Below are 18,849 nucleotides of genomic sequence, written 5' to 3'. Positions count from 1 at the left end.
TCACCATTCGCCGTCGGTCGCGGGGTCGCTCCACCAGCGCGGGTCGCTGGGCGGCTCCGGAGCCGGCGGCGCGGCGGGCCGGGCCTGATAGGGCGGCACCATGGCCTGACCCCGGACATCGTGCTGAAGCGTCGGCCCGTCGGGCGGTGCCTGATAGGGCGGAACCATCGCCTGAGCGCGGATCGGCGCCTCTCCGGACCAGCCTTGCGCGGGCGGCACAGCGGGCTGGGCTTGATACGGCGGGACCATCGCCTGGGCGCGGGCTGTCGGCGCCGGCCGCGGGAAGCCGGGCTCCGGGTAACCGTGCTGCGGGTGGCCGGGCTCTGAGTGGCCGAGCTGGGGATATGCCGGCCGCGGGTGAACGGGCTGCAGATGAGTCGCCTGCGAATATGCGGGTTGCGGATATGTGGACTGCTCATACGCGGGCTGCGCGTGCGTCAGCTGCGAATACGCGGGCTGCGCGTGCGTGGGCTGCGTATACACGGGCTGCGCGTAAGTGGGCTGCGTATACGCGGGCTGCGCGTATGTGGGCTGCGGATATGCGGGGACGGCGGCGGCCGCGGGGAACGCGGCGGCTCGATAGGCCGGCTCGATGGGGCGGGAACGGTTCGGTGGGCGCCAGATCGGTGGGGCGCCCCACCAGATGACCTTTTCGCCGAGGGGGCGTACCCAGGCCGGGACCTCGGGGGCCGGCAGGGCCGCCCGCACCGACCGGGGCAGGGCCGGCTGGACGCTCTCCTCCGGCTTGGCCGTGACGTGCGTGGCCGGGGCCGTGGCCAGCACCACCGCCGCGCCGACAGTGGCCACGCCCGCGAGGATGGCCGGGAGCAGCCAGCCGTCGCGGACGGTGTCGCCGAGGAAGGCCATCGCCACCACCGACGGGGCGCAGACCTCGGCCGTCCAGTGGATCGCCGTGACCGGGCCGACGTCGCCGTGCTGGAGGGCGTGCGCGTAGAGCATCATGCCGGTGGCCGCGAACGTCAGCAGGGCCAGCGTGAGCGGCTCGGTGATGATGGCCAGGGCCGTCTGGCCGCCGCTGAGGCCCTCGGGGACCGGCAGCGAGCGTCCGATCAGGGCGGCGCCGCCCAGCGACAGGCCGGCGAACGCGGCGATCAGGCCGCCCGGGGCCTGCACCTTGGCCGCGCCCCAGCCGACCAGCACCATCACCATCGCGGCCGCGCACAGTGCGAACCTCAGCTCGTCGCTGGTGTGGACGTCGTCCTGCGGGCCGGCCGACAGGGCCAGGAAGCTGAGCGACGCGATCGTCACGACGACCGCCACCGAGTCGCGTCTGCGCAGGCGGCAGCCGAGGGCGAAGCGGGCCACGAGGACGGTGATGGCGAGCGAGCCGGCCAGGATCGACTCGACCACGTAGACCGCGAGCTCGCGCAGGGCGATCATCGCGCCGATCCAGGCGAAGATGTCGAACAGCAGGCCCAGCATGTAGAGCGGGTGGGCCATGGTCCGCACGGTGCCCACGCTGCGCCGGGCGCCGACGGCCTGGAGGATCGAGGCCGTGGCATAGCAGAGCGAGCCGAACACGGTGATACCGAGAGCGAACCACCCTGCTGTGGTCATCCGATCCACCCCCGCCAGAAGGTGATTGTGACGCTACGCAATCGAGCAATTACGCTCTGATGATATGCGTCTAAGTAGACGAAGGCGAGAGCTGGGCCAAGACCAACTACAGGTCGACCCGGACCAGGGGCCGGCCCGCGTACGTCTCCACCTCGACCGACGCCACGTCGGCCGGGGCGACCAGGGCGCTGCCGTCCACCGTGGTACCGGTCGCGACACCGGACTCGGAGACCAGCCAGCTGCCGGCCAGCTGCCGGGCGCCGTCCGCCCCCACGACGTAGAGACGGCACTGCTCACCAGCGGGAACGCCGCCCACCGAGGCGCTCAGCCGCACCCAGCCGGCGGCCGGGCGCACGGTGACGTTCATGCTGACCCCGGTCGCGGCGTTCGTGGCGGCGCCCGAAACCGGCGGGGCGGCCGAGGCCGGCGCCGGCGGCTGGGCGGCGGCGACGGCCGAGGGCGCGGTGCTGCGCCCGGCCAGCGCCCCGCCGCCGAGCGCGGCCACCGCGACGAGCGCGGCCGCCAGCGTCCACACGAGACGGCGGCCGCGCTCGCGGCGGTCGCCCTCCTCGCGCACCTGCTTGAGCGTGCGCTCCAGCAGCAGGTCGGCGCCCTGGGGCGGCCCGTCGAGGAAGGCCTCGGGCGGCACGTCGCCGAGCAGCTCCTCGGTCGCGCGCAGCTCGGCGACCTCGCGCCGGCATTCGTCGCAGCCCTCCACGTGGGCGTGGACCGCCGCCCACTCGTCGTCGTCGAGCACGCCGAGGGCGTACGCGCCGAGCCGATCGGTCTCGTGCCCGCTCACGCCGTCACCCCGCGCAGCCGGCGCAGCGCCTGATAGCTGCGCGCCTTGACCGTCTCGGCGGGCACACCGAGCGTCGTGGCCGCCTCCTTGACGTTGCGCCCCTGGAAGTAGAGGGCGTTGAGCACCTCACGCTCCTCGGGCGGCAGCGCCTCGACGGCACGCAGCATCTCCATCGACCCCGTGTCGGGCACGACGGACGGGGAACGCGTGCGGAGGCGGGCCACGGCCAGATCTCGTACGGCCTGGAAAAGCTCGGCCCTGGTGTCGGTGAAGGCGGCGCGGGCCAGCGCCTCCTGAACGACCTCGGCCGCCCGCGTGTGATCGCCGAGCAGCCGGGAGGCGTACGCCAGAAGCGCCGCACCGTGCTCGGTGAAAAGCCGCCGCACGAGCACCTCGCCGGCGGCACGGTCGCGCCGGCTCACTCCCCCACCCGCAGCACCGAGATGGTGTGGTCCCGGCCGTTGGAGACGTAGGCGAACTTGCCGTCGGGGGCGACCGTGATGGCGCGCGGGCTGCCACCGACCTTGACCGTGGCGGTGGCGACGCCGGTGGTCGTGTTCAGCACGGAGACCGTGTTGTCGCCCTCGTTCACCACGTACGCGTGCCGGCCGTCGGCCGAGATGCCGACGCTCTGCGGGTCGCTGCCCACCTTGAACGGCCCGCTGCGCCGCAGCGTGTTCGCGTCGATGAGATCGGCCGTGTCGGCCTCGTAGCCGGCCACCAGCACCACCCGGCCGTCCGGCGAGACGGCGATGCTGTGCGGCGCGCGGCTCACCGGGATGGTCGTGACCAGCTTGTTGGTCCGCATGTCGATGACCGAGACCAGGTTCGACTCGTGGTTGGCGGCGAAGGCGCGGCCGAGGTCGGCCGAGAATCCGACCGCGTGCGGGTTGGGCGGCAGGGTGATGTTGCCGGTCCGCTCCAGGCTGCCGGCCTTGAAGACCTCGACCCGGCCCTCACTGTGGATCGGCACCCACAGGTTGCCGTCGGGGCCGACCGACAACGTGTACGGCTGCAGGCCCGTCTGGAGATAGCGCAGGACCTTCTTGGTGCCGGCGTCGACCACGGCCACGCCGCTGCCGGTGCGCTTGTCGTTCTCGTACATCGAGACGAAGATCAGCCGGCCGTCGCGCGAGGTGGTGGCGAAGCGGGGGTTGTTCCGCAGCGTCACCGAGGACACCTTGCGGCTCGGCACATCCATGATCGAGAGAACGTGCGAGTTCTGGTTGGCCACGTAGACCGTGCGGCTGTCGGGCGAGATGGCGAGGCCCTCGGGCTCGGTGCCGACCCGGACCGTGCCGGCGACCTTGGGCACGGCCAGGCTCTTCACCCGCGCACCGAGGGGCACCCGGGTGACCTGCGGTGTCACCGTGCCGGCGGGGCCGATCGCCTCGGCCGCCTCGGGCTCGGTCGGCTCGGCGGCCACGGTCCGGCCCGGTGTGGTGTCGTTGAGCAGGGCCATCGCGACGCCGGCGCCGCCGAGGACGACGAGCGTGGTGAGGATCGCGACGAGCACAGTGGTGCCGATCTGACGGCGCGGGGGCGGTGGTGGCGGGGGCAGCACGGTCACCCGGGCCGGGCCGTAGGCGCCGTAGCCGGGCACCCCGTCGTACGTGCGCAGGACGGCGGCCTCGGCCGGCACCTGCGCCATCGGGACGGTGGCCGCGATCTGGCCGGTGACCCGGACGTCGGCCCAGCCGGCCGGGCCGCGGACGGTGACCGAGCCGTCGAGCCAGTCGGAGCGGGGCAGCCACATGATCCGCAGCTGCCGGTCGGAGAGCATGGCGCGCAGGCCGGGACCGGAGACGGTGACCGTGGCGCCGGCGATGGCCAGCGGCGGCCCCTCGACCCGGACGTCGGCGACCAGGCGCGGCGTCTCGGCCGCGACCGTGCCGAAGTCGACGCGCTCGGGGTCGAGGCGAACAGCCGTGCGCTCCAGGGCGGCGGCCGCGGCGGCGGACACGCTGCGGCTGTCGTCGTCCATCATCTGCTGAAGAGCGGTCCGGGCAGCCGAGGCCGTCTCGAGGTCGGCGCCCCAGGCGAGCCGGGACAGCTCCTCGACGACGGACAGCCTGGTCTCCCGGATCGGACTCCCGATCTCGGCCAGCACACCGGGCGGTAACTGATCTTCACTCATAGTGTCCCCGCGATCATCATGCTGTGACGGAGACGTCTTTTGGAAGACACGGAGCGAAGTTGGCACCTGTTTCGATATATGTCGTCGCCGCTAAGATCCGCCGGTGGCCCTGACTGTTGCCTCTCTGGCCGGGTACGTCGAGCGCGATCTCGACGGCGACCTGGCGCGTTTCTTTCCCTCTCCGATGGACGTCGTCGTGTTCGAGGACGAGGTCAAGCCGGTGGAACCCTTCCTCGCCCGCCTCGCGCCGTCCGACGCGGCCGCGCTGGCCGCCTTCGACCGCCGGGTGCGGTCGGGGACGATGCCCGACCTGTGCGACATAGCCGACTGGTCGTACGGATTCGACTTCGCCGGTAACGACTGCGGGATCCTCGACTCCGACTACGAGACCGAGCTGACCGACGACGACGTCTACTCGGTCGGCGCCGACGGCGGCGGCAACTATTACGTGGTGCTCACCAACGGGCAGGTGGCCGTCTGGTTCCACGAAGAAGAGGTCGTCGAGGCGGGCACCCGCTTCGACAACCTCGACGTCTTCGTCTGGCACATGGTGCGTTATCGGGCGGTCCGGGCGGGCACGCTCAGTCGGGACGAGGTCGAGGCCGACTTCGAAGCGCTGGGTCAGGACGGTGCGAAGATCCTGCTCAGTTGAGCTGCCAGATCGCCAGGTTCAGGGCGCTGGCGTAGGTCACCCAGGCCCAGTAGGGAAGCAGGAGCAGGGCGGCGCCGCGGCGGACCTTGACGAAGGTCACGACCGTGGCGCCGATCATCACCCACATCACGACGATCTCGGCAAAGGCCAGTCCGTACTGCCCGGCGCCGAAGAACAGCGGCGTCCAGATCGCGTTGAGCACCAGTTGAGCCGTGTAGAGCCAGAGCGGCAGCGTGAAGCCCACCCGCTGCCAGACCAGCCAGCCGGCCACGGCGATCATCACGTAGAGCACCGTCCAGACCGGCCCGAACAGCCACGACGGCGGCGCCCACGAGGGCTGTTCCAGGCTGTTGTACTCGGCCGACGTGCCGGAGACGCCGAGGCCGCCGATCGCGGCGGCCACGAAGACGGCGAGCCCGAAGACGGCCAGGGCGATCCAGCGATGAGTGGCGTGCGGGCTTCGGGCGGCGTACGTCATAAGACCCAAATGCCCCCGTCCCGGCAGGTGAAACGCCTTATGAAAAGCGGTGCAAGCTCTTAGCGGATTTTGAGAATCCGCTCTTAGAGTCGAGAGATGCTCACTGTTGCGGGTGCGACGTGATGGAAGTGCTGCGGCCCGAATCTGATGATCAAGCGCCTGCGGAGCCTCCGAAGGCGCGGCGGATCACCGGGCGCAGAGTGCTGGCCGCGGCGGTCGTGATCTGGGCCGTGGCGATCACCGTGGTGGTGCTCTTCCGGTCCTCACCGGAGCCCGCCGCGGCGCCCCGCCCGGCCGCGTCACCCTCGGCCTCGGCCGGGCCGCTGACCGTCACCGAGGTCTACCAGGCGCTGCGCCCCTCGGTCGTGCTGATCAAGGCCAGCGGCAGCGGCGCCGGGGCGGACAGCGGCACCGGCTTCATCATCAACGCCGACGGCACGATCCTCACCGCCTACCACGTCGTCGAGGGCGCCAAGAACATCCAGATCTCGTACGCCGACGGCAGCGAGACGACCGCGCAGGTCACGAGCTCGGAGCCCGCGCAGGACATCGCCACCCTGGCCCCGGCCAAGCTGCCCGAGACGGTCGTGCCGGCGGTGCTCGGCGGCGGTGCCGCCATCGGCGACGACGTGGTGGCCATCGGCAACCCGCTCGGCCTGACCGCGACCACCACCAGCGGGGTCGTCTCCGGCCTGGAGCGCACGCTGTCCCGCGACCGCGGCGGCGACATCGCCGGTCTCATCCAGTTCGACGCGGCGGTCAACCCGGGCAGCTCGGGCGGACCGCTGATCAACACGCAGGGCCAGGTCGTCGGCGTCGTGGTGGCGCTGGCCAACCCGACCGACGCCGGCACCTTCATCGGCATCGGCTTCGCCGTACCCATCGGGGCCGCTCTCGGCGCCGGCGAGGGCGACGGACAAGCACCCCCGCTGTGACAAACAGGCTGTGACGACACAAAGGACGGACGCATGAACCAGCCGGCCCGCGGCCCCTACAACTGGACCGACGCCCCGGCGGCCTCGGCCGGGCCGATCGAGAAGGTGCTCTACGAGGTCAAGAAGACCATCGTGGGCCAGGACATCCTCCTCGAACGGCTCATCGTGGCCCTGCTCTCCCGCGGTCACATCCTGGTCGAGGGCGTGCCCGGCCTGGCCAAGACGCTCGCGGTCAAGTCGCTGGCCGAGGCGATCGGCGGCGAGTTCCACCGGGTGCAGTTCACGCCCGACCTGGTGCCGGCCGACATCGTCGGCACCCGCGTCTACCACCAGCCCACCGGCGAGTTCCAGGTGCAGCTGGGCCCGGTCTTCACCAACCTGCTGCTGGCCGACGAGATCAACCGCGCACCGGCCAAGGTGCAGTCGGCGCTGCTCGAGGTCATGCAGGAACGTCAGGTCACCATCGGCCGCGAGACCCACAAGGTGCCCAACCCGTTCCTGGTCATGGCCACCCAGAACCCGATCGAGACCGAGGGCACCTATCCGCTGCCCGAGGCGCAGGTCGACCGCTTCATGATGAAGGTCCTCGTGGGCTATCCGAGCCCGACCGAGGAGTTCGTGGTGGTCGAGCGGGCGCTGACCCGGGCCGCGGTCATCCAGAAGATCATCGATCCGGCCGCGCTGGTCGAGCTTCAGGAGCAGACCGACCGGGTGTACGTCGACCCGTCGCTCATCGAGTTCGCGGTGAACCTGGCCCACGCGAGCCGCGACCCGGCCCGGATCGGGCTGACCGACCTGGCCCGCTACGTGACGTACGGCGCCAGCCCGCGCTCGTCGATCAGCCTGGTGCTCGCGGCGCGGGCGCTGGCCTTCATCCGGGGGCGCGAATACGTCGTACCGGAAGATCTCACCGACCTTGCCCCTGATGTCATGCGGCATCGCATGGTGCTGTCCTACGAGGCGTTGTCGGACGAGGTGACGCCCGACCTGATCCTGTCGAAGATCCTGGCCAACGTGGCGATCCCGGAGCCGGCCGGCCGGGGCCGCTGACCCATGACCACTCCCTCCGATCGGTTGCTGAGGCGCCTCGAGTGGCGGCTCGGCCGTCGCCTGGACGGCAGGTTGCAGGGCGCCTACCGCACGGTGTGGCACGGCGCCGGGATCGACTTCACCGACCTGCGGGCGTACGTGCCGGAGGACGACGTCCGGCACATCGACTGGAACGTGACGGCGCGGCTCGACGAGCCGTACATCCGGCAGTACACCGAGGACCGCGAGCTGACGGCCTGGCTGGTGGTCGACCGCTCGGCGTCGATGCGCTTCGGCCGCGGCGAGGGCAAGGAGTCGGTCGCGGCCTCGCTGGCCATCGCGCTCGCCCGGCTCGTCTCCCAAGGCGGCAACCGGGTCGGCGCTCTTCTCTTCGACAACGCGGCCCATCAGGTCATCCCGCCGCGGCCCGGACGCGACCAGATCCTGCGGATCACCCACGCCCTGCTGTCACCCTCAGCGCCCTCATCGTCCGTAACGGATTTATCGGAAATGTTCAGGCTGGCGGCGATGACGACCTCGCGGCGCCGCAGCCTGGTCTTCGTCATGTCGGACTTCATCGGCGAGCCGGGGTGGGACCGCTCGCTGGCCATGCTCACCCACCGGCACGAGGTCGTGGTGATCCGGGTCGTCGATCCGTCCGAGCTCGACCTGCCCGACGTCGGGCTGATCCTGGTCGAGGACGCCGAGACCGGGGAACAGCTGCTGGTCGACACGAGTGATCCGCTGCTGCGCGGGCGGCTGGCCGAGCAGGTCGGCGCCCGCGAGGACCAGGTGGCCGAGGGCATGCGCAAGGCCGGGGTGGCCGCGCACCGGGTCACCACCGATCAGGACATGCTGGCCGCGCTGATCGAGATGGTCCGCACGTCGGGACGGGGGCGCCGGTGAGCTTCCTCTACCCCCTGGTGCTGATCGTGGCGGCGGCCGTCACCGCGGCCGCGGTCTACGGCTACGTGCTGCTGCAGCGACGGCGGTCGGCGGCGCTGGCCGCATCCGGGTTCGCCTCGCTGGTCGGCCGTGGGTCCTCGGTGCGCCGTCACTTGCCGTACGGACTAATTCTCTTGGCTCTGCCGGTCCTGCTCGTCGGCATGGCCCGCCCGCAGGCCGAGTTGAGTGTGCCGCGCGTGTCCGGGACCGTGCTGCTGGCCTTCGACGTCTCGAACAGCATGCGGGCGACCGACGTGACGCCGTCGCGGCTCGGTGCGGCCCAGCAGGCGGCCAAGGACTTCGTCGAGGACCAGCCGGACACGGTCGACGTGGGCGTGCTCGTCTTCGGCGACCAGGCGCTGCTCACCCAGGCGCCGACCGACGACCACAACGCGGCGGTGGCCGCGATCGGCCGGCTGTCGGCCAGCGGGGGCACGTCGCTGGGCCAGGCCATCCTGGTCGGGCTGGGCACGATCACCGGCAAGCCGGTCGCGCTTCCGCAGGACGGCGCACCCGCGCCCGAGCTCGGCTATTGGCCGTCGGCGACGATCGTCGTCTTCTCGGACGGGCAGGAGACGGGAGGGCCCGACGTGGCGGCGGCGGCTGAGTTGGCGGCGGCGGCGGGCGTACGCATCCAGACCGTCGGCGTGGGCACGGCCAAGGGCGCGACCGTCGAAGTCGACGGCTACCAGCTCGGCACGCAGCTCGACGAGCAGACACTCACCACGATCTCGCAGGTCACCGGTGGCGCGTACCACCCGGCCGGTGACGCGGCGGCGGTGTCGGACACGACGAAGTCGATCGACCTGCGACTGACCGCCAAGAAGGAGCCGGTGGAGCTGACCGCGCCGTTCGCCGGCGCCGCCCTGCTGCTGCTCATGCTCGGCGCGCTGCTGGGCACCCGCTGGCACGGAAGGATCGTCTGATGTCGTTCAGCTGGCCGTGGGCGCTGCTCGCGCTGCTGGCCGTGCCGCTGCTCCTGGCGGCCCGCTGGTGGCTGAACCGGCGCCGCAAGCGCACCGCCGTGACGGTCTCGAGCGTGGCGGTGATCCGGGCCGCGCTGCCCGGGCGTACGTCATGGAAGCGCCGCATCCCGGTGTGGCTCTTCCTGGCCGGTTTCCTGCCGCTGGCGGTGGGCCTGGCCCGCCCGCAGGCGACGGTGTCGGTGCCGTCCAACAGCACGTCGATCCTGCTGGCCATCGACGTGTCGGGCTCGATGTGCTCGACCGACGTGGAACCCAACCGGTTCACGGTGGCGACCCAGGCGGCCCGCGAGTTCATCAAGGCCCAGCAGGACGGCACGAGGATCGGGTTGGTGGCCTTCTCGGGCATCGCGGGCCTGCTGGTGGCCCCGACAACGGACAAGGACCAGCTGATCGACGCGATCGGCACGCTGCGCACGGCCCGCGGCACGGCGATCGGCCAGGCCATCCTGACCTCGATCGACGCGATCGCCGAGACGAACCCGAACGTGGCGAAGACGGGCGCCGACCTGCCACCGCTGGAGAACACGGGCGACTACGAGCCGGACACGATCGTGGTGCTGACGGACGGCTCGAACACGACGGGCGTCGACCCGGTGACGGCGGCCGAGCAGGCGGCGGCCCGCAAGGTGCGCGTCTACACGATCGGCTTCGGCACGACGACCCCCGCCCCGATGGTCTGCACGGCCGACCAGATAGGCGGCGACTCCCCATTCGGCGGCGGCCGTTTCGGCGGAGGAGGACGGGGAGCCGGCCGCAATCAGGAGATCGACGAGGACGCCTTGACGAAGGTCGCGGACGTGACGGGCGCGAAGTACTTCCGGGCCGAGGACGCGGACCAGTTGGTGGACGTGCTGACGGATCTGCCGCGCGAGTTCAACCTGCGTAAGCAGGAGGTCGAGGTTTCGGTCTGGTTTGTGATGGCTGGAGCTTTGCTCGTGTTTGCGGGGGTGGGGCTTTCGCTCTGGTGGAACCGGGCGCCATTACCTCGTAAATAGGGTTTTTCGGTCACCCGGCGTGATGTAACGCTTCGAGCCCGTCGCCTGATGCATCGCTCTTCGCGGCCGTTCAGTTACGCTTCGTGATGTCGCCGTGTGGGCGAACATATCGGGCACATCGGAAGCAGTTGAGAATTCGCTGTGGCCTTTGGGATGCTCGACGCCATTTAACTTTGGGTGATCACGCAATTACCTGACGCGTTTTTATCCACAGAAAGACCCTAGGTCTCGGACAGGAATTCTGTTGGCCGCGGCTCCTATCTTTTCGGTGTAGCAGAAAGCGCTCCCGCCGAGAGGAAACAATTCCGATGATCCGCTCCGCCGCCGTCGTCCCGGCCACCGAATCCACCACCCAGGTTTTCGTGGATTCCAGCGGCCGCCGAAAGCGCCTCGTCGGCGTGATCGGCTTTTTCCTGGCCCTTTTCGCCACCGTTTACATGGCAGTCGTAGGCGCCAGCGTCGTCCAGGCCGCCGACTCAGGCTTGTCCACCAAGGCCACGGTCTCCACATCGACGTCCGCCTCAGCGTCGGCGTCGGCTTCGGCTTCGACGTCGTCGTCCTCGTCGTCCAGCTCCAGCTGAGGCGCCACAGCCAGCATCAGGCGAGCGGCCCACGATCCCAGTCCGCCTGAGTTCCGCCCGGGGCCCACCTGACCCCGACCAGCTTGAGTTCCGCCCGGGGCCTACTTCAGCCACCCGCTGGCCCCGCGCCCTCTGCGGCCCGGCGCCCACCTTGGCCTTGCGGCCACCGGCGGCCCAGCGCCCACCGCGGCCATATGGCCACCGGCGGCCCAGCGCCCACCGCGGCCATGTGACCGCCGGGCCGCCAATGGCTCAGCTCCTCACGGCGCCGTTCATTGTCATTCGCGCATCACTCCTACGCCGGAGCACGTGAGCCGTGATCGTCGAGCTGCGCACCGCTGTCCACAGAGTTATCCACAGGGTTGCCGTCGGTTGCCGCGCTCGGCGTAAGGTCTCCACCGGCTCCCCGGGTGGGTGGGGGTTCGGGATGGACCAGTTGGGGCGAGAAGCTACGGGCACGCCGCTCGGCGGCCGGCTTCGCCGGCGCCGGGGCGAGAGAACAAGCAGGTCACGCGGGCGGCAGCACCACCTGTTCGGCCGGCGCAGTCGCGTGTCGCGGACGCACAGGTGGGCGGCGACGGCTCAGGCCCCGGCTGCGCCAACCGCAGCAGGCTGAACACGGTCAGGCCGCGCACAGCGGGCCAAGCACAGCGCGCCAGGCACAGCGGGCCAGGCACAGCGCGCCAAGCACAGCGGGCCAAGCGGGCCAAGCACAGCGGGCCGGAGCAGCTAGATCGAGGGGGAACGCGGCCCGGCTAGACGAGGCGAGAACACCGCGCGACGCGGGCGCGGCTTGGCGGGTCTGACCCGATCAGGTGGTGAACTTGGTGAAGAGCGTCGTAAAGGCATACTCGGTCTGGGCGATCCCCGAGCAAGTAGCGCTCACCGTCCCATCCGTGCAACCGTTGTTGTCCCTGTTGACGGACCAGAAGCGTACGAAAGCCAAGCCCTTCTCCGAAGCCCAGTCGCGCAGCGTCGTCGCGTTCGCGATCGTTGTCGTGGCGTAGGAGTCGTTGGTGCCGATCATCGGGGTCACGCCCAGCATGCCGTAGATCTCGGTGTCTGATTTGTCGGGCCAGACCTCTGCCATGTCGGCCTTCACCGCCTCGCTGGCTGTGGTCATCGCTGTTCCCCAGTCGGCCGTTCCGCCGTCGAAGTTCATGGTCATCGCGTTGACCGTGACGTCCAGGCCGGCCGCCTCGGCCGCGGTCAGCAGGGCGATGCTCGCGTCGGTCAGGCCCAGCACCGTGCCGCCGACCGGGACCGTCAACGTGATCGACGTGCCCCGGGCCTTCTGCAGCTTGCTCAGGGCCGAGACCACCGTGGCCGGCGTGATCGTCTGCTCGATGTCCACGTCCAGGACGTTGCTGCCGGCCTGGTCCAGGGCCGCCTCGTACTGGGTGGCCAGGTCGTCGGCCGACGTGCAGGCCGTCTCCAGATAGGTGCCCGAGGCTCCGCCCGTGGAGACGATCGGGGTGCCGCCCAACGCCGTTATCTTGGCGATCTCGGCGGCGACCGTGCTGTCGTCCAGGGCCGTCTTCCCGCCCCACGTCGCGGTGCAGCCGCCCGCGCTGTCGGCCAGGATGAACGCCAGCGTGTAGTCCTTCTGGCCGGTGGCCGTGGCGATCGCGCTGATGTCGGCCGTGCCGCTGACGATGTCGACATATGGGGCCACCGCGGGCGGTGCGCCCGCCGATGAGGATGACGATGCCGACGGGGTGGATGAGGTGGACGAGGAGGACGAGCAGGCCGCCGCGGCGAGCACGAAAGCGACTACAGCGATTCGGGCGAGCACTCTCGGACTATCCCATTCTCCGGGTGCGGGAAAGAGCAGAACCGTACGCTGAGTCGTGTCCGTCGAAACTGTCAAGGAGGCGCCGAAAACACGGCGTCTCCGTGTGCCTCAGCCGCGCTGGGTCCTGCTCGTCGTGCTGCTCGGGCTGTTCGCCAGCATTCTTCTCGTGAATGGTCTCGTGACGGGCGAGTTCACCCAGGACGGGGCGGCCGAGTCGACGTCCGAGACCGATGAGGTGCCGGACGCGGCGCTCAACGGCGGGCCGATCATCCAGACCGACGGCACCACCACGACCACGGTGACCGTGCCGGACAACAAGATCGTGCTGACCTTCGACGACGGGCCCAGCCCGGAGTACACCCCGGAGATCCTGAAGGTCCTCGACAAGTACGACGTGCCGGGTGTCTTCTTCCAGATCGGCTCCGAGATCAGCCGCTATCCGTCGGTGTCGAAGCAGGTCGAGGAGGCCGGGCACGAGATCGGCATCCACACGTTCACCCATCCGGAGATGTCCGGCAAGTCGACGTGGCGGCAGGACGTGGAGATGTCGGAGACGCAGTTCGCGCTGGCCGGCGCCACCAACGTGTCCAGCGTGATCTTCCGGCCGCCCTACTCGTCGACGGTGGCCGCGCTGGACAACCCGACCTGGTCGGTGATGGCCGAGATGGGCGAGAAGGGCTATCTGACGGTCGTCAACAACCTGGACAGCCGGGACTGGGAGCCGGACACCACCACGCAGGACATCATCGACGCCGTGCTGCCGGACGACGACGCGGGCGCCATCCTGCTGTTCCACGACGGTGGCGGCGACCGGTCGAAGACGGCGACGGCGCTCGAGTCGGTCATCCCGTACCTGAAGAACGAGGGCTACTCGTTCACCACGATCAAGGCGCTGACCGGCATGTCGACGGTCAACCCGAAGGCCACCACGGACGAGCGGATCTACGGGCTCGGGATCGTCGGCGCCGTGCAGGTGGCGCAGAAGATCACCGACTGGTTCGCCACGTTACTGCTGGTGCTGGGCGTACTCATGATCTTGCGTCTGCTGTTGATGCTCGGGCTCGCGCGGAAACACGCGAAAAGGTTCAAAAACCCCAAAAATTCTTGGGGTCCGCCGTACGAAGCACCCGTGACCGTTCTCGTACCGGCGTACAACGAGAAGGAGATGATCGCCGACACGTTGGCCTCGCTGACCAGGAGCACCCATCCGATCAAGATCATCGTGATCGACGACGGCTCCTCTGACGGCACGGCGGAGATCGCCGAGGGGCTCGGCCATCCGAACGTCACCGTGCTGCGGCAGCCCAACGGCGGCAAGTCGGCCGCGCTCAACAACGGCATCGCGCACGCCGGCACCGAGGTCGTCGTGATGATGGACGGCGACACGGTCTTCGAGCCGGAGACGGTGGCCCTGCTGGTGCAGCCGTTCGCTAACGAGGGCGTCGGCGCGGTCGCCGGCAACGCCAAGGTGGCCAACCGCAAGGGCATGATCCCGCTCTGGCAGCACATCGAATACGTGGTGGGCTTCAGCATCGACCGGCGCGCGTACGACGTCATGCACTGCATGGCGACCGTGCCGGGGGCGATCGGCGCGTTCCGGCGTACGGCCCTGGAGCAGGTCAACGGGCTGAGCGAGGACACGCTGGCCGAGGACACCGACCTGACCATCGCGATCATCCGGGCCGGGTGGCGGGTGGTCTACGAGGACCGCTCGCGGGCCTGGACCGAGGCCCCGTCGACCATGGCGCAGCTGTGGAAGCAGCGCTACCGGTGGAGCTACGGCACCATGCAGGCGATGTGGAAGCACCGCCGGGCGCTGTTCGAGCGCGGACCGGGTGGCAAGTTCGGGCGGCGCGGTCTGCTCAACCTGGCCCTGTTCCAGACGCTGATGCCGCTGCTGTCGCCGCTCATCGACGTCTTCCTGATCTACGGCCTGATCTTCCTGGAGCCGCTGCTCACGGTGGCGGCCTGGCTCGGCGTGCTGCTCCTTCAACTGCTGAGCACCATGTACGCCTTCCGGCTGGACAAGGAATCGATGCGCCCGCTGTGGCGGATGCCGTTGCAGCAGTTCGTCTATCGCCAGCTCATGTACCTGGTGCTGATCCAGTCGATGCTGTCGGCGATCCGCGGCATCCGGCTCGGCTGGCAGAAGCTGCGCCGCACGGGCGGCCTGAACGCGCTCATGGGCCAGCAGCTGCCGACCGGGGACGCTCCGCCCCACAGCTGACCCACGGAAAGGCCACAGCGAAATGGCCGGATTGCGGCAATACGGTCGCCGGCATGTGCGGAATCGTGGGATACGCCGGCGAGCGGCCGGCTGTGGAAATCGTGATGGACGGCCTGCGGCGCCTGGAGTACCGCGGCTACGACTCGGCCGGCGTGGCCGTTCTCGACGACGGCGTGCTGTGGACCGAGAAGCGGGCGGGCAAGCTCGTCCACCTGGAGAAGGCGCTGGCCGAGGGCTTCTCGGACGGGCCGACCGGCATCGGGCACACGCGCTGGGCCACGCACGGCGGCCCGACCGACCGCAACGCCCATCCGCACGTCGCGGGCCGGGTCGCGGTCATCCACAACGGCATCATCGAGAACTTCGCCCGGCTGCGCGCGGGGTTGGACAAAAGCGGCGCCGAGCTCATCAGCGACACCGACACCGAGGTGGCGGCGCATCTGCTGTCGGGGGCGCTTGCGGTCGTACGCCAAGAAGGCGTGACCGGACCGCAAGCCCTGGCCGAGGCCATGCGAAGGGTCTCCCGGCAGCTCGAAGGCGCGTTCACGCTCCTCGCGGTCGACGCGGACACCCCCGGCGCGGTCGTCGGCGCCCGGCGCAACTCCCCGCTGGTGGTGGGCCGCGGCAAGGGCGAGAACTTCCTGGCCAGCGACGTGTCGGCGTTCATCGAGCACACCCGCGAGGCGATCGAGCTCGGCCAGGACCAGGTCGTCCTGATCACCCCGGACGCCATCGAGATCACCGACTTCGGCGGCTCCCCGTCACGCGGCACCGACTACCACGTCGACTGGGACCTGTCGGCCGCCGAGAAGGGCGGCCACGACCACTTCATGCTCAAGGAGATCGCCGAACAGCCCCGAGCGGTGGCCGACACGCTGCGCGGGCGGCTGCTCGAGAACGGCGACGTCGACCTGGACCTGGGCGACCTGGACCTGAGCGACGTCGCGAAGGTCGTCATCGTGGCCTGCGGCACCGCCCATCACTCGGGCCTGGTCGCCAAGTACGCGATCGAGCAGTGGGCCCGGATCGCGTGCGAGGTCGAGATGGCCAGCGAGTTCCGCTACCGCGACCCGATCCTCGATCCCACCACGCTGGTCGTCGCGATCAGCCAGTCCGGCGAGACCATGGACACCCTGATGGCCCTGCGCCACGCCAAGGAGCAGGGCGCCCGGGTGGTGGCGATCTGCAACACGAACGGCTCGACCATCGCCCGCGAGTCCGACGCCGTCGTCTACACGCACGGCGGCCCGGAGATCGCGGTCGCCTCGACCAAGGCGTTCCTGACCCAGCTGGCCGCCTGCTACCTGCTGGCCCTGCGGCTGGCCCCGGCCGCCGCCCCGGAGGTCGCCCGCCGGCTGCTGGCCGTTCCGTCCCAGCTCACCGGGCTGCTGGAGGCGATGGACCCGGTGCGGAAGCTGGCCCGTGACCTGTCCTCGGCGCCGCAGGTGCTCTTCATCGGGCGGCACGTCGGCTTCCCGGTCGCCCTCGAAGGGGCCCTCAAGTTGAAGGAGCTGGCCTACATGCACGCCGAGGGCTTCGCGGCCGGCGAGCTCAAGCACGGCCCGATCGCCCTCATCGACGACGCGACCCCGGTGATCTGCGTGGTGCCCTCCCCCGGCGGCGTCCTGCATGACAAGGTCGTCTCCAACATCCAGGAGGTGCGGGCCCGGGGCGCCCGCACCATCGTGATCGCCGAGGACGGCGACGAGGCGGTCGAGCCGTACGCGGACGCCCTGATCACCGTCCCGCCCACCGCCGCCCTGCTGGCCCCGCTGCTGACCACGGTGCCCCTGCAGATCCTGGCCTGCGAGATCGCCGCCGCCCGGGGCCACGACGTCGACCAGCCCCGCAACCTGGCCAAGTCCGTCACCGTCGAATAGACGTCCTACAGTGGGCGCGTGATCGTACGGACGGGCTGGACGGTGCCGCGCAGCCCCGAGGAGCTGTGGCCCGCGCTCTGCCGCCTCGGCGACGTCTTCGAGCTCGCTCCCTCCGGCACGGGCACGCGGATCACCCGCACCACCACGGTCACGGTCCGCCGCCGGCTCGCCGCCGTGCTCTACCCCGCGCTGTGGCTGGGCCTGAAGTCAGTGCACCGCTTCGTTTTCCGCAACTGGCAGAGGTCAGGCCGCCGGCTCGGATAGCGGGTCCCCGGTCTCCAGCAGGGTCTTGAGGCCGGAGAGCAGGGCCGGCCAGCCCTGGCTGATCATCGTGCGCAGGGTGCTGCCGGGGTCGAAACGGTCGTGGGTCACGGTCAGCTTGACCGTGTCGCCGGCCGGCTCCAGATCGAAGGTGACCCGGGAGCGCTGCTCGTCGCGGAGCTTGGCCAGGACGTCGCCGGCGATGCCGGCGGCGGCCGCCCACTCCGGGGTGAAGGTGTGCCAGGTGTACGAGAGGCGGCGGCCGGGGTCGGACTCCAGCACCACCTGCTCGGCGTCCGCGATCGGGTTGCCGTTCTCGGTCCAGGTCATGGTCTCGCCCGGCTTCCAGGACGACTCGAAGGCCACGCCCCAGTAGCGGGCGGTGAAAGCCGGATCGGTCAGGGCCTGCCACAGACGGTCGGGCGTGGTCTTGATGTAGGTCGTGTAGACGAAGGGCTCCACGGTCTCCTCCAGCGCGGTCTTGAGGTCGGCGAGGGCGAGGACGCGATCCCGGTCGTACCGGCTGATCCAGCGCTCGGTGATCGCGTGGATCGGCTCGGCGTTCAGGAAGTGGAGCTTCTCGCGCCCTCGCCGCATCGTGGTGACGAGGTTGGCGCATAGGCAGCCGATTGGCTGCATATCAAGAGAGGTTGGCGAGACACCACTGCCGGAAAGTGGTGGGCGTGCGCGGGACGCCGGGGGCGACGTGGTCCAGGCCGTTGTTCTTGGCCAGGGCCATGTCGAGCAGGCCCTGGGCGATGGCCTCCGAATTGCCGAAGCGGAGCATGTTGGCCTTGAAGACGTCGGGTGGGGTCTGCTCGTAGCGGACCGGGCGGCCCAGCACGTCGGAGATGATCGCGGCGATCTCGGTCCAGGTCAGGTCCTCGGGGCCGATGACCGGCACCTCACCGGAGCCCGTCCAGCTGTCGTCGAGCAGCAGGTCGGTGGCGACCGCGGCGATGTCCCGGGTGGCTACGGTCGGCAGGGGCAGGCCGGGGACGTACGGGCCGTGCAGGACGCCCTGGTCTTTGATCGAGGCCGCCTGTCGCCGCACGTTGTCCATGAAGGACGGCATGGCCAGGGCCCGGTAGGGCACGCCGGTGGCGGCGATCAGGTCGTCCTGGGCGAGCGACCCGGTGACGTGGCCGGCCCGGCCGGCCACGGGAGTGCCGCGGCCGAGGGCCGAGACGCTGACGACGCGGCCGGTCCGGGCCAGCGCGGGGAGCACCGGCCGGGTGAAGCCGGTGTAGGCGTCTTCGACGGTGGCGGCGTGCGGGTCGGCCATCACGAGCCAGAAGACGGCGTCGGCGCCGTCGAGGGCGGTGGCGGCCACCGCCGGGTCGCCGTGTGAGCCCTGGACGACGTCGGCACGCTCGGCGACGCCGGGGGCCAGCCGGGCCGGGTCGCGGGCGATCACGCGGACGGGGGCATCGGCCTTGAGCAGGTTCTCGACGACCTGGGAGCCGATCTGGCCGGTGGGTGCTGTAACAACGATCATGACTATGAGTGAACGCCGCTCGGGCGGAAAGCGGAAAGACCGACTGCGTCCGGATTGATACCGTGGCGGT

General features: G+C 70.3%; 18 protein-coding genes. 9 read left to right on the top strand and 9 right to left on the bottom strand.

Features of this window, described 5'->3' with window-relative positions:
* The 4 genes from ACQP2X_RS06040 to ACQP2X_RS06025 form a co-directional block, all read right to left on the bottom strand.
* Positions 1–1,578, bottom strand: coding sequence for a DMT family transporter (locus ACQP2X_RS06040; RefSeq protein ID WP_498694925.1), 1,578 nt, complete (start codon positions 1,576–1,578; stop codon positions 1–3).
* Between the two features lie 106 nt (positions 1,579–1,684).
* Positions 1,685–2,380, bottom strand: a complete 696-nt coding sequence (locus tag ACQP2X_RS06035) for an anti-sigma factor family protein (protein WP_498694924.1) — start codon at positions 2,378–2,380, stop codon at positions 1,685–1,687.
* The gene (locus ACQP2X_RS06030; protein WP_498694923.1) at positions 2,377–2,802 is read right to left on the bottom strand and encodes a sigma factor-like helix-turn-helix DNA-binding protein; all 426 of its coding nucleotides are present in this window, start codon (positions 2,800–2,802) and stop codon (positions 2,377–2,379) included. The genes ACQP2X_RS06035 and ACQP2X_RS06030 overlap by 4 nt, the downstream gene beginning before the upstream one ends.
* The gene (locus ACQP2X_RS06025; RefSeq protein ID WP_498694922.1) at positions 2,799–4,517 is read right to left on the bottom strand and encodes a YncE family protein; all 1,719 of its coding nucleotides are present in this window, start codon (positions 4,515–4,517) and stop codon (positions 2,799–2,801) included. The genes ACQP2X_RS06030 and ACQP2X_RS06025 overlap by 4 nt, the downstream gene beginning before the upstream one ends.
* Before the next feature lie 103 nt (positions 4,518–4,620).
* Here ACQP2X_RS06025 and ACQP2X_RS06020 point away from each other — a divergent pair, with 103 nt between their 5' ends.
* Positions 4,621–5,169: a hypothetical protein gene (locus tag ACQP2X_RS06020; RefSeq protein ID WP_498694920.1), complete on the top strand. Its 549-nt coding sequence runs from the start codon at positions 4,621–4,623 to the stop codon at positions 5,167–5,169.
* Here ACQP2X_RS06020 and ACQP2X_RS06015 read toward each other — a convergent pair.
* Positions 5,162–5,647 (bottom strand): TspO/MBR family protein, encoded by a 486-nt coding sequence (locus ACQP2X_RS06015; RefSeq protein WP_498694919.1) that lies wholly within the window; start codon positions 5,645–5,647, stop codon positions 5,162–5,164. The two genes, ACQP2X_RS06020 and ACQP2X_RS06015, sit on opposite strands and share 8 nt — an antisense overlap.
* Before the next feature lie 122 nt (positions 5,648–5,769).
* Between ACQP2X_RS06015 and ACQP2X_RS06010 the strand changes: the two genes are divergently transcribed.
* From ACQP2X_RS06010 to ACQP2X_RS05990, 5 genes are all read left to right on the top strand, one after another.
* Positions 5,770–6,582, top strand: a complete 813-nt coding sequence (locus tag ACQP2X_RS06010; RefSeq protein ID WP_498694918.1) for a S1C family serine protease — start codon at positions 5,770–5,772, stop codon at positions 6,580–6,582.
* Positions 6,583–6,615: 33 nt separating this feature from the next.
* The gene (locus tag ACQP2X_RS06005) at positions 6,616–7,632 is read left to right on the top strand and encodes an AAA family ATPase (RefSeq protein WP_498694917.1); all 1,017 of its coding nucleotides are present in this window, start codon (positions 6,616–6,618) and stop codon (positions 7,630–7,632) included.
* Positions 7,633–7,635: 3 nt separating this feature from the next.
* Positions 7,636–8,517, top strand: a complete 882-nt coding sequence (locus ACQP2X_RS06000) for a DUF58 domain-containing protein (RefSeq protein ID WP_498694916.1) — start codon at positions 7,636–7,638, stop codon at positions 8,515–8,517.
* Between the two features lie 173 nt (positions 8,518–8,690).
* Positions 8,691–9,482 carry a VWA domain-containing protein gene (locus ACQP2X_RS05995; RefSeq protein ID WP_498694914.1) on the top strand — a complete coding sequence of 264 codons (792 nt, stop codon included), beginning with the start codon at positions 8,691–8,693 and terminating at the stop codon, positions 9,480–9,482.
* Positions 9,482–10,537, top strand: coding sequence for a VWA domain-containing protein (locus ACQP2X_RS05990; protein WP_498694913.1), 1,056 nt, complete (start codon positions 9,482–9,484; stop codon positions 10,535–10,537). The genes ACQP2X_RS05995 and ACQP2X_RS05990 overlap by 1 nt, the downstream gene beginning before the upstream one ends.
* Positions 10,538–10,970: 433 nt before the next feature.
* Here ACQP2X_RS05990 and ACQP2X_RS05985 read toward each other — a convergent pair whose 3' ends face one another.
* Together ACQP2X_RS05985 and ACQP2X_RS05980 are read right to left on the bottom strand one after the other, a co-directional pair.
* Positions 10,971–11,135 (bottom strand): hypothetical protein, encoded by a 165-nt coding sequence (locus ACQP2X_RS05985; RefSeq protein ID WP_498694911.1) that lies wholly within the window; start codon positions 11,133–11,135, stop codon positions 10,971–10,973.
* 794 nt (positions 11,136–11,929) lie between these two features.
* The gene (locus ACQP2X_RS05980; protein ID WP_498694910.1) at positions 11,930–12,913 is read right to left on the bottom strand and encodes a glycoside hydrolase family 18 protein; all 984 of its coding nucleotides are present in this window, start codon (positions 12,911–12,913) and stop codon (positions 11,930–11,932) included.
* A 103-nt stretch (positions 12,914–13,016) separates the two neighbouring features.
* On the opposite strand from ACQP2X_RS05980, the gene ACQP2X_RS05975 reads away from it, so the two are divergent.
* Genes ACQP2X_RS05975 through ACQP2X_RS05965 form a run of 3 tightly spaced genes read left to right on the top strand, consistent with a single transcriptional unit; the run spans position 13,017 to position 17,284 of the window.
* Entirely contained in the window at positions 13,017–15,140 is a 2,124-nt protein-coding gene (locus ACQP2X_RS05975; RefSeq protein ID WP_498694909.1) for a bifunctional polysaccharide deacetylase/glycosyltransferase family 2 protein, read from the top strand.
* A gap of 53 nt (positions 15,141–15,193) precedes the next feature.
* The gene (glmS, locus tag ACQP2X_RS05970) at positions 15,194–17,020 is read left to right on the top strand and encodes a glutamine--fructose-6-phosphate transaminase (isomerizing) (RefSeq protein ID WP_498694908.1); all 1,827 of its coding nucleotides are present in this window, start codon (positions 15,194–15,196) and stop codon (positions 17,018–17,020) included.
* 18 nt (positions 17,021–17,038) lie between these two features.
* Entirely contained in the window at positions 17,039–17,284 is a 246-nt protein-coding gene (locus ACQP2X_RS05965; protein ID WP_498694907.1) for a hypothetical protein, read from the top strand.
* Here the strand turns inward: ACQP2X_RS05965 and ACQP2X_RS05960 are convergent.
* The gene (locus ACQP2X_RS05960; protein ID WP_498694906.1) at positions 17,264–17,878 is read right to left on the bottom strand and encodes an SRPBCC family protein; all 615 of its coding nucleotides are present in this window, start codon (positions 17,876–17,878) and stop codon (positions 17,264–17,266) included. The genes ACQP2X_RS05965 and ACQP2X_RS05960 overlap by 21 nt on opposite strands.
* Before the next feature lie 43 nt (positions 17,879–17,921).
* Positions 17,922–18,779 (bottom strand): NmrA family NAD(P)-binding protein, encoded by an 858-nt coding sequence (locus ACQP2X_RS05955; protein ID WP_498694904.1) that lies wholly within the window; start codon positions 18,777–18,779, stop codon positions 17,922–17,924.
* Between the last annotated feature and the right edge of the window lie 70 nt (positions 18,780–18,849).

Origin of the sequence: Actinoplanes sp. CA-131856, from assembly GCF_050956135.1 — a bacterium.
In the GTDB taxonomy this organism is placed as follows: domain Bacteria; phylum Actinomycetota; class Actinomycetes; order Mycobacteriales; family Micromonosporaceae; genus Actinoplanes.
This window is presented reverse-complemented; position numbering and strand designations above follow the sequence as displayed.

What these genes read in the sequence shown, in the direction of transcription:
- ACQP2X_RS06040 (WP_498694925.1), bottom strand. Translation starts at nt 1,578, where the DNA reads ATGACCACAGCAGGGTGGTTCGCTCTCGGTATCACCGTGTTCGGCTCG.
- ACQP2X_RS06025 (WP_498694922.1), bottom strand. Translation starts at nt 4,517, where the DNA reads ATGAGTGAAGATCAGTTACCGCCCGGTGTGCTGGCCGAGATCGGGAGT.
- ACQP2X_RS06015 (WP_498694919.1), bottom strand. Translation starts at nt 5,647, where the DNA reads ATGACGTACGCCGCCCGAAGCCCGCACGCCACTCATCGCTGGATCGCC.
- ACQP2X_RS06010 (WP_498694918.1), top strand. Translation starts at nt 5,770, where the DNA reads ATGGAAGTGCTGCGGCCCGAATCTGATGATCAAGCGCCTGCGGAGCCT.
- ACQP2X_RS06005 (WP_498694917.1), top strand. Translation starts at nt 6,616, where the DNA reads ATGAACCAGCCGGCCCGCGGCCCCTACAACTGGACCGACGCCCCGGCG.
- ACQP2X_RS06000 (WP_498694916.1), top strand. Translation starts at nt 7,636, where the DNA reads ATGACCACTCCCTCCGATCGGTTGCTGAGGCGCCTCGAGTGGCGGCTC.
- ACQP2X_RS05990 (WP_498694913.1), top strand. Translation starts at nt 9,482, where the DNA reads ATGTCGTTCAGCTGGCCGTGGGCGCTGCTCGCGCTGCTGGCCGTGCCG.
- ACQP2X_RS05985 (WP_498694911.1), bottom strand. Translation starts at nt 11,135, where the DNA reads ATGCTGGCTGTGGCGCCTCAGCTGGAGCTGGACGACGAGGACGACGAC.
- glmS (WP_498694908.1), top strand. Translation starts at nt 15,194, where the DNA reads ATGTGCGGAATCGTGGGATACGCCGGCGAGCGGCCGGCTGTGGAAATC.
- ACQP2X_RS05960 (WP_498694906.1), bottom strand. Translation starts at nt 17,878, where the DNA reads ATGCGGCGAGGGCGCGAGAAGCTCCACTTCCTGAACGCCGAGCCGATC.
- ACQP2X_RS05955 (WP_498694904.1), bottom strand. Translation starts at nt 18,779, where the DNA reads ATGATCGTTGTTACAGCACCCACCGGCCAGATCGGCTCCCAGGTCGTC.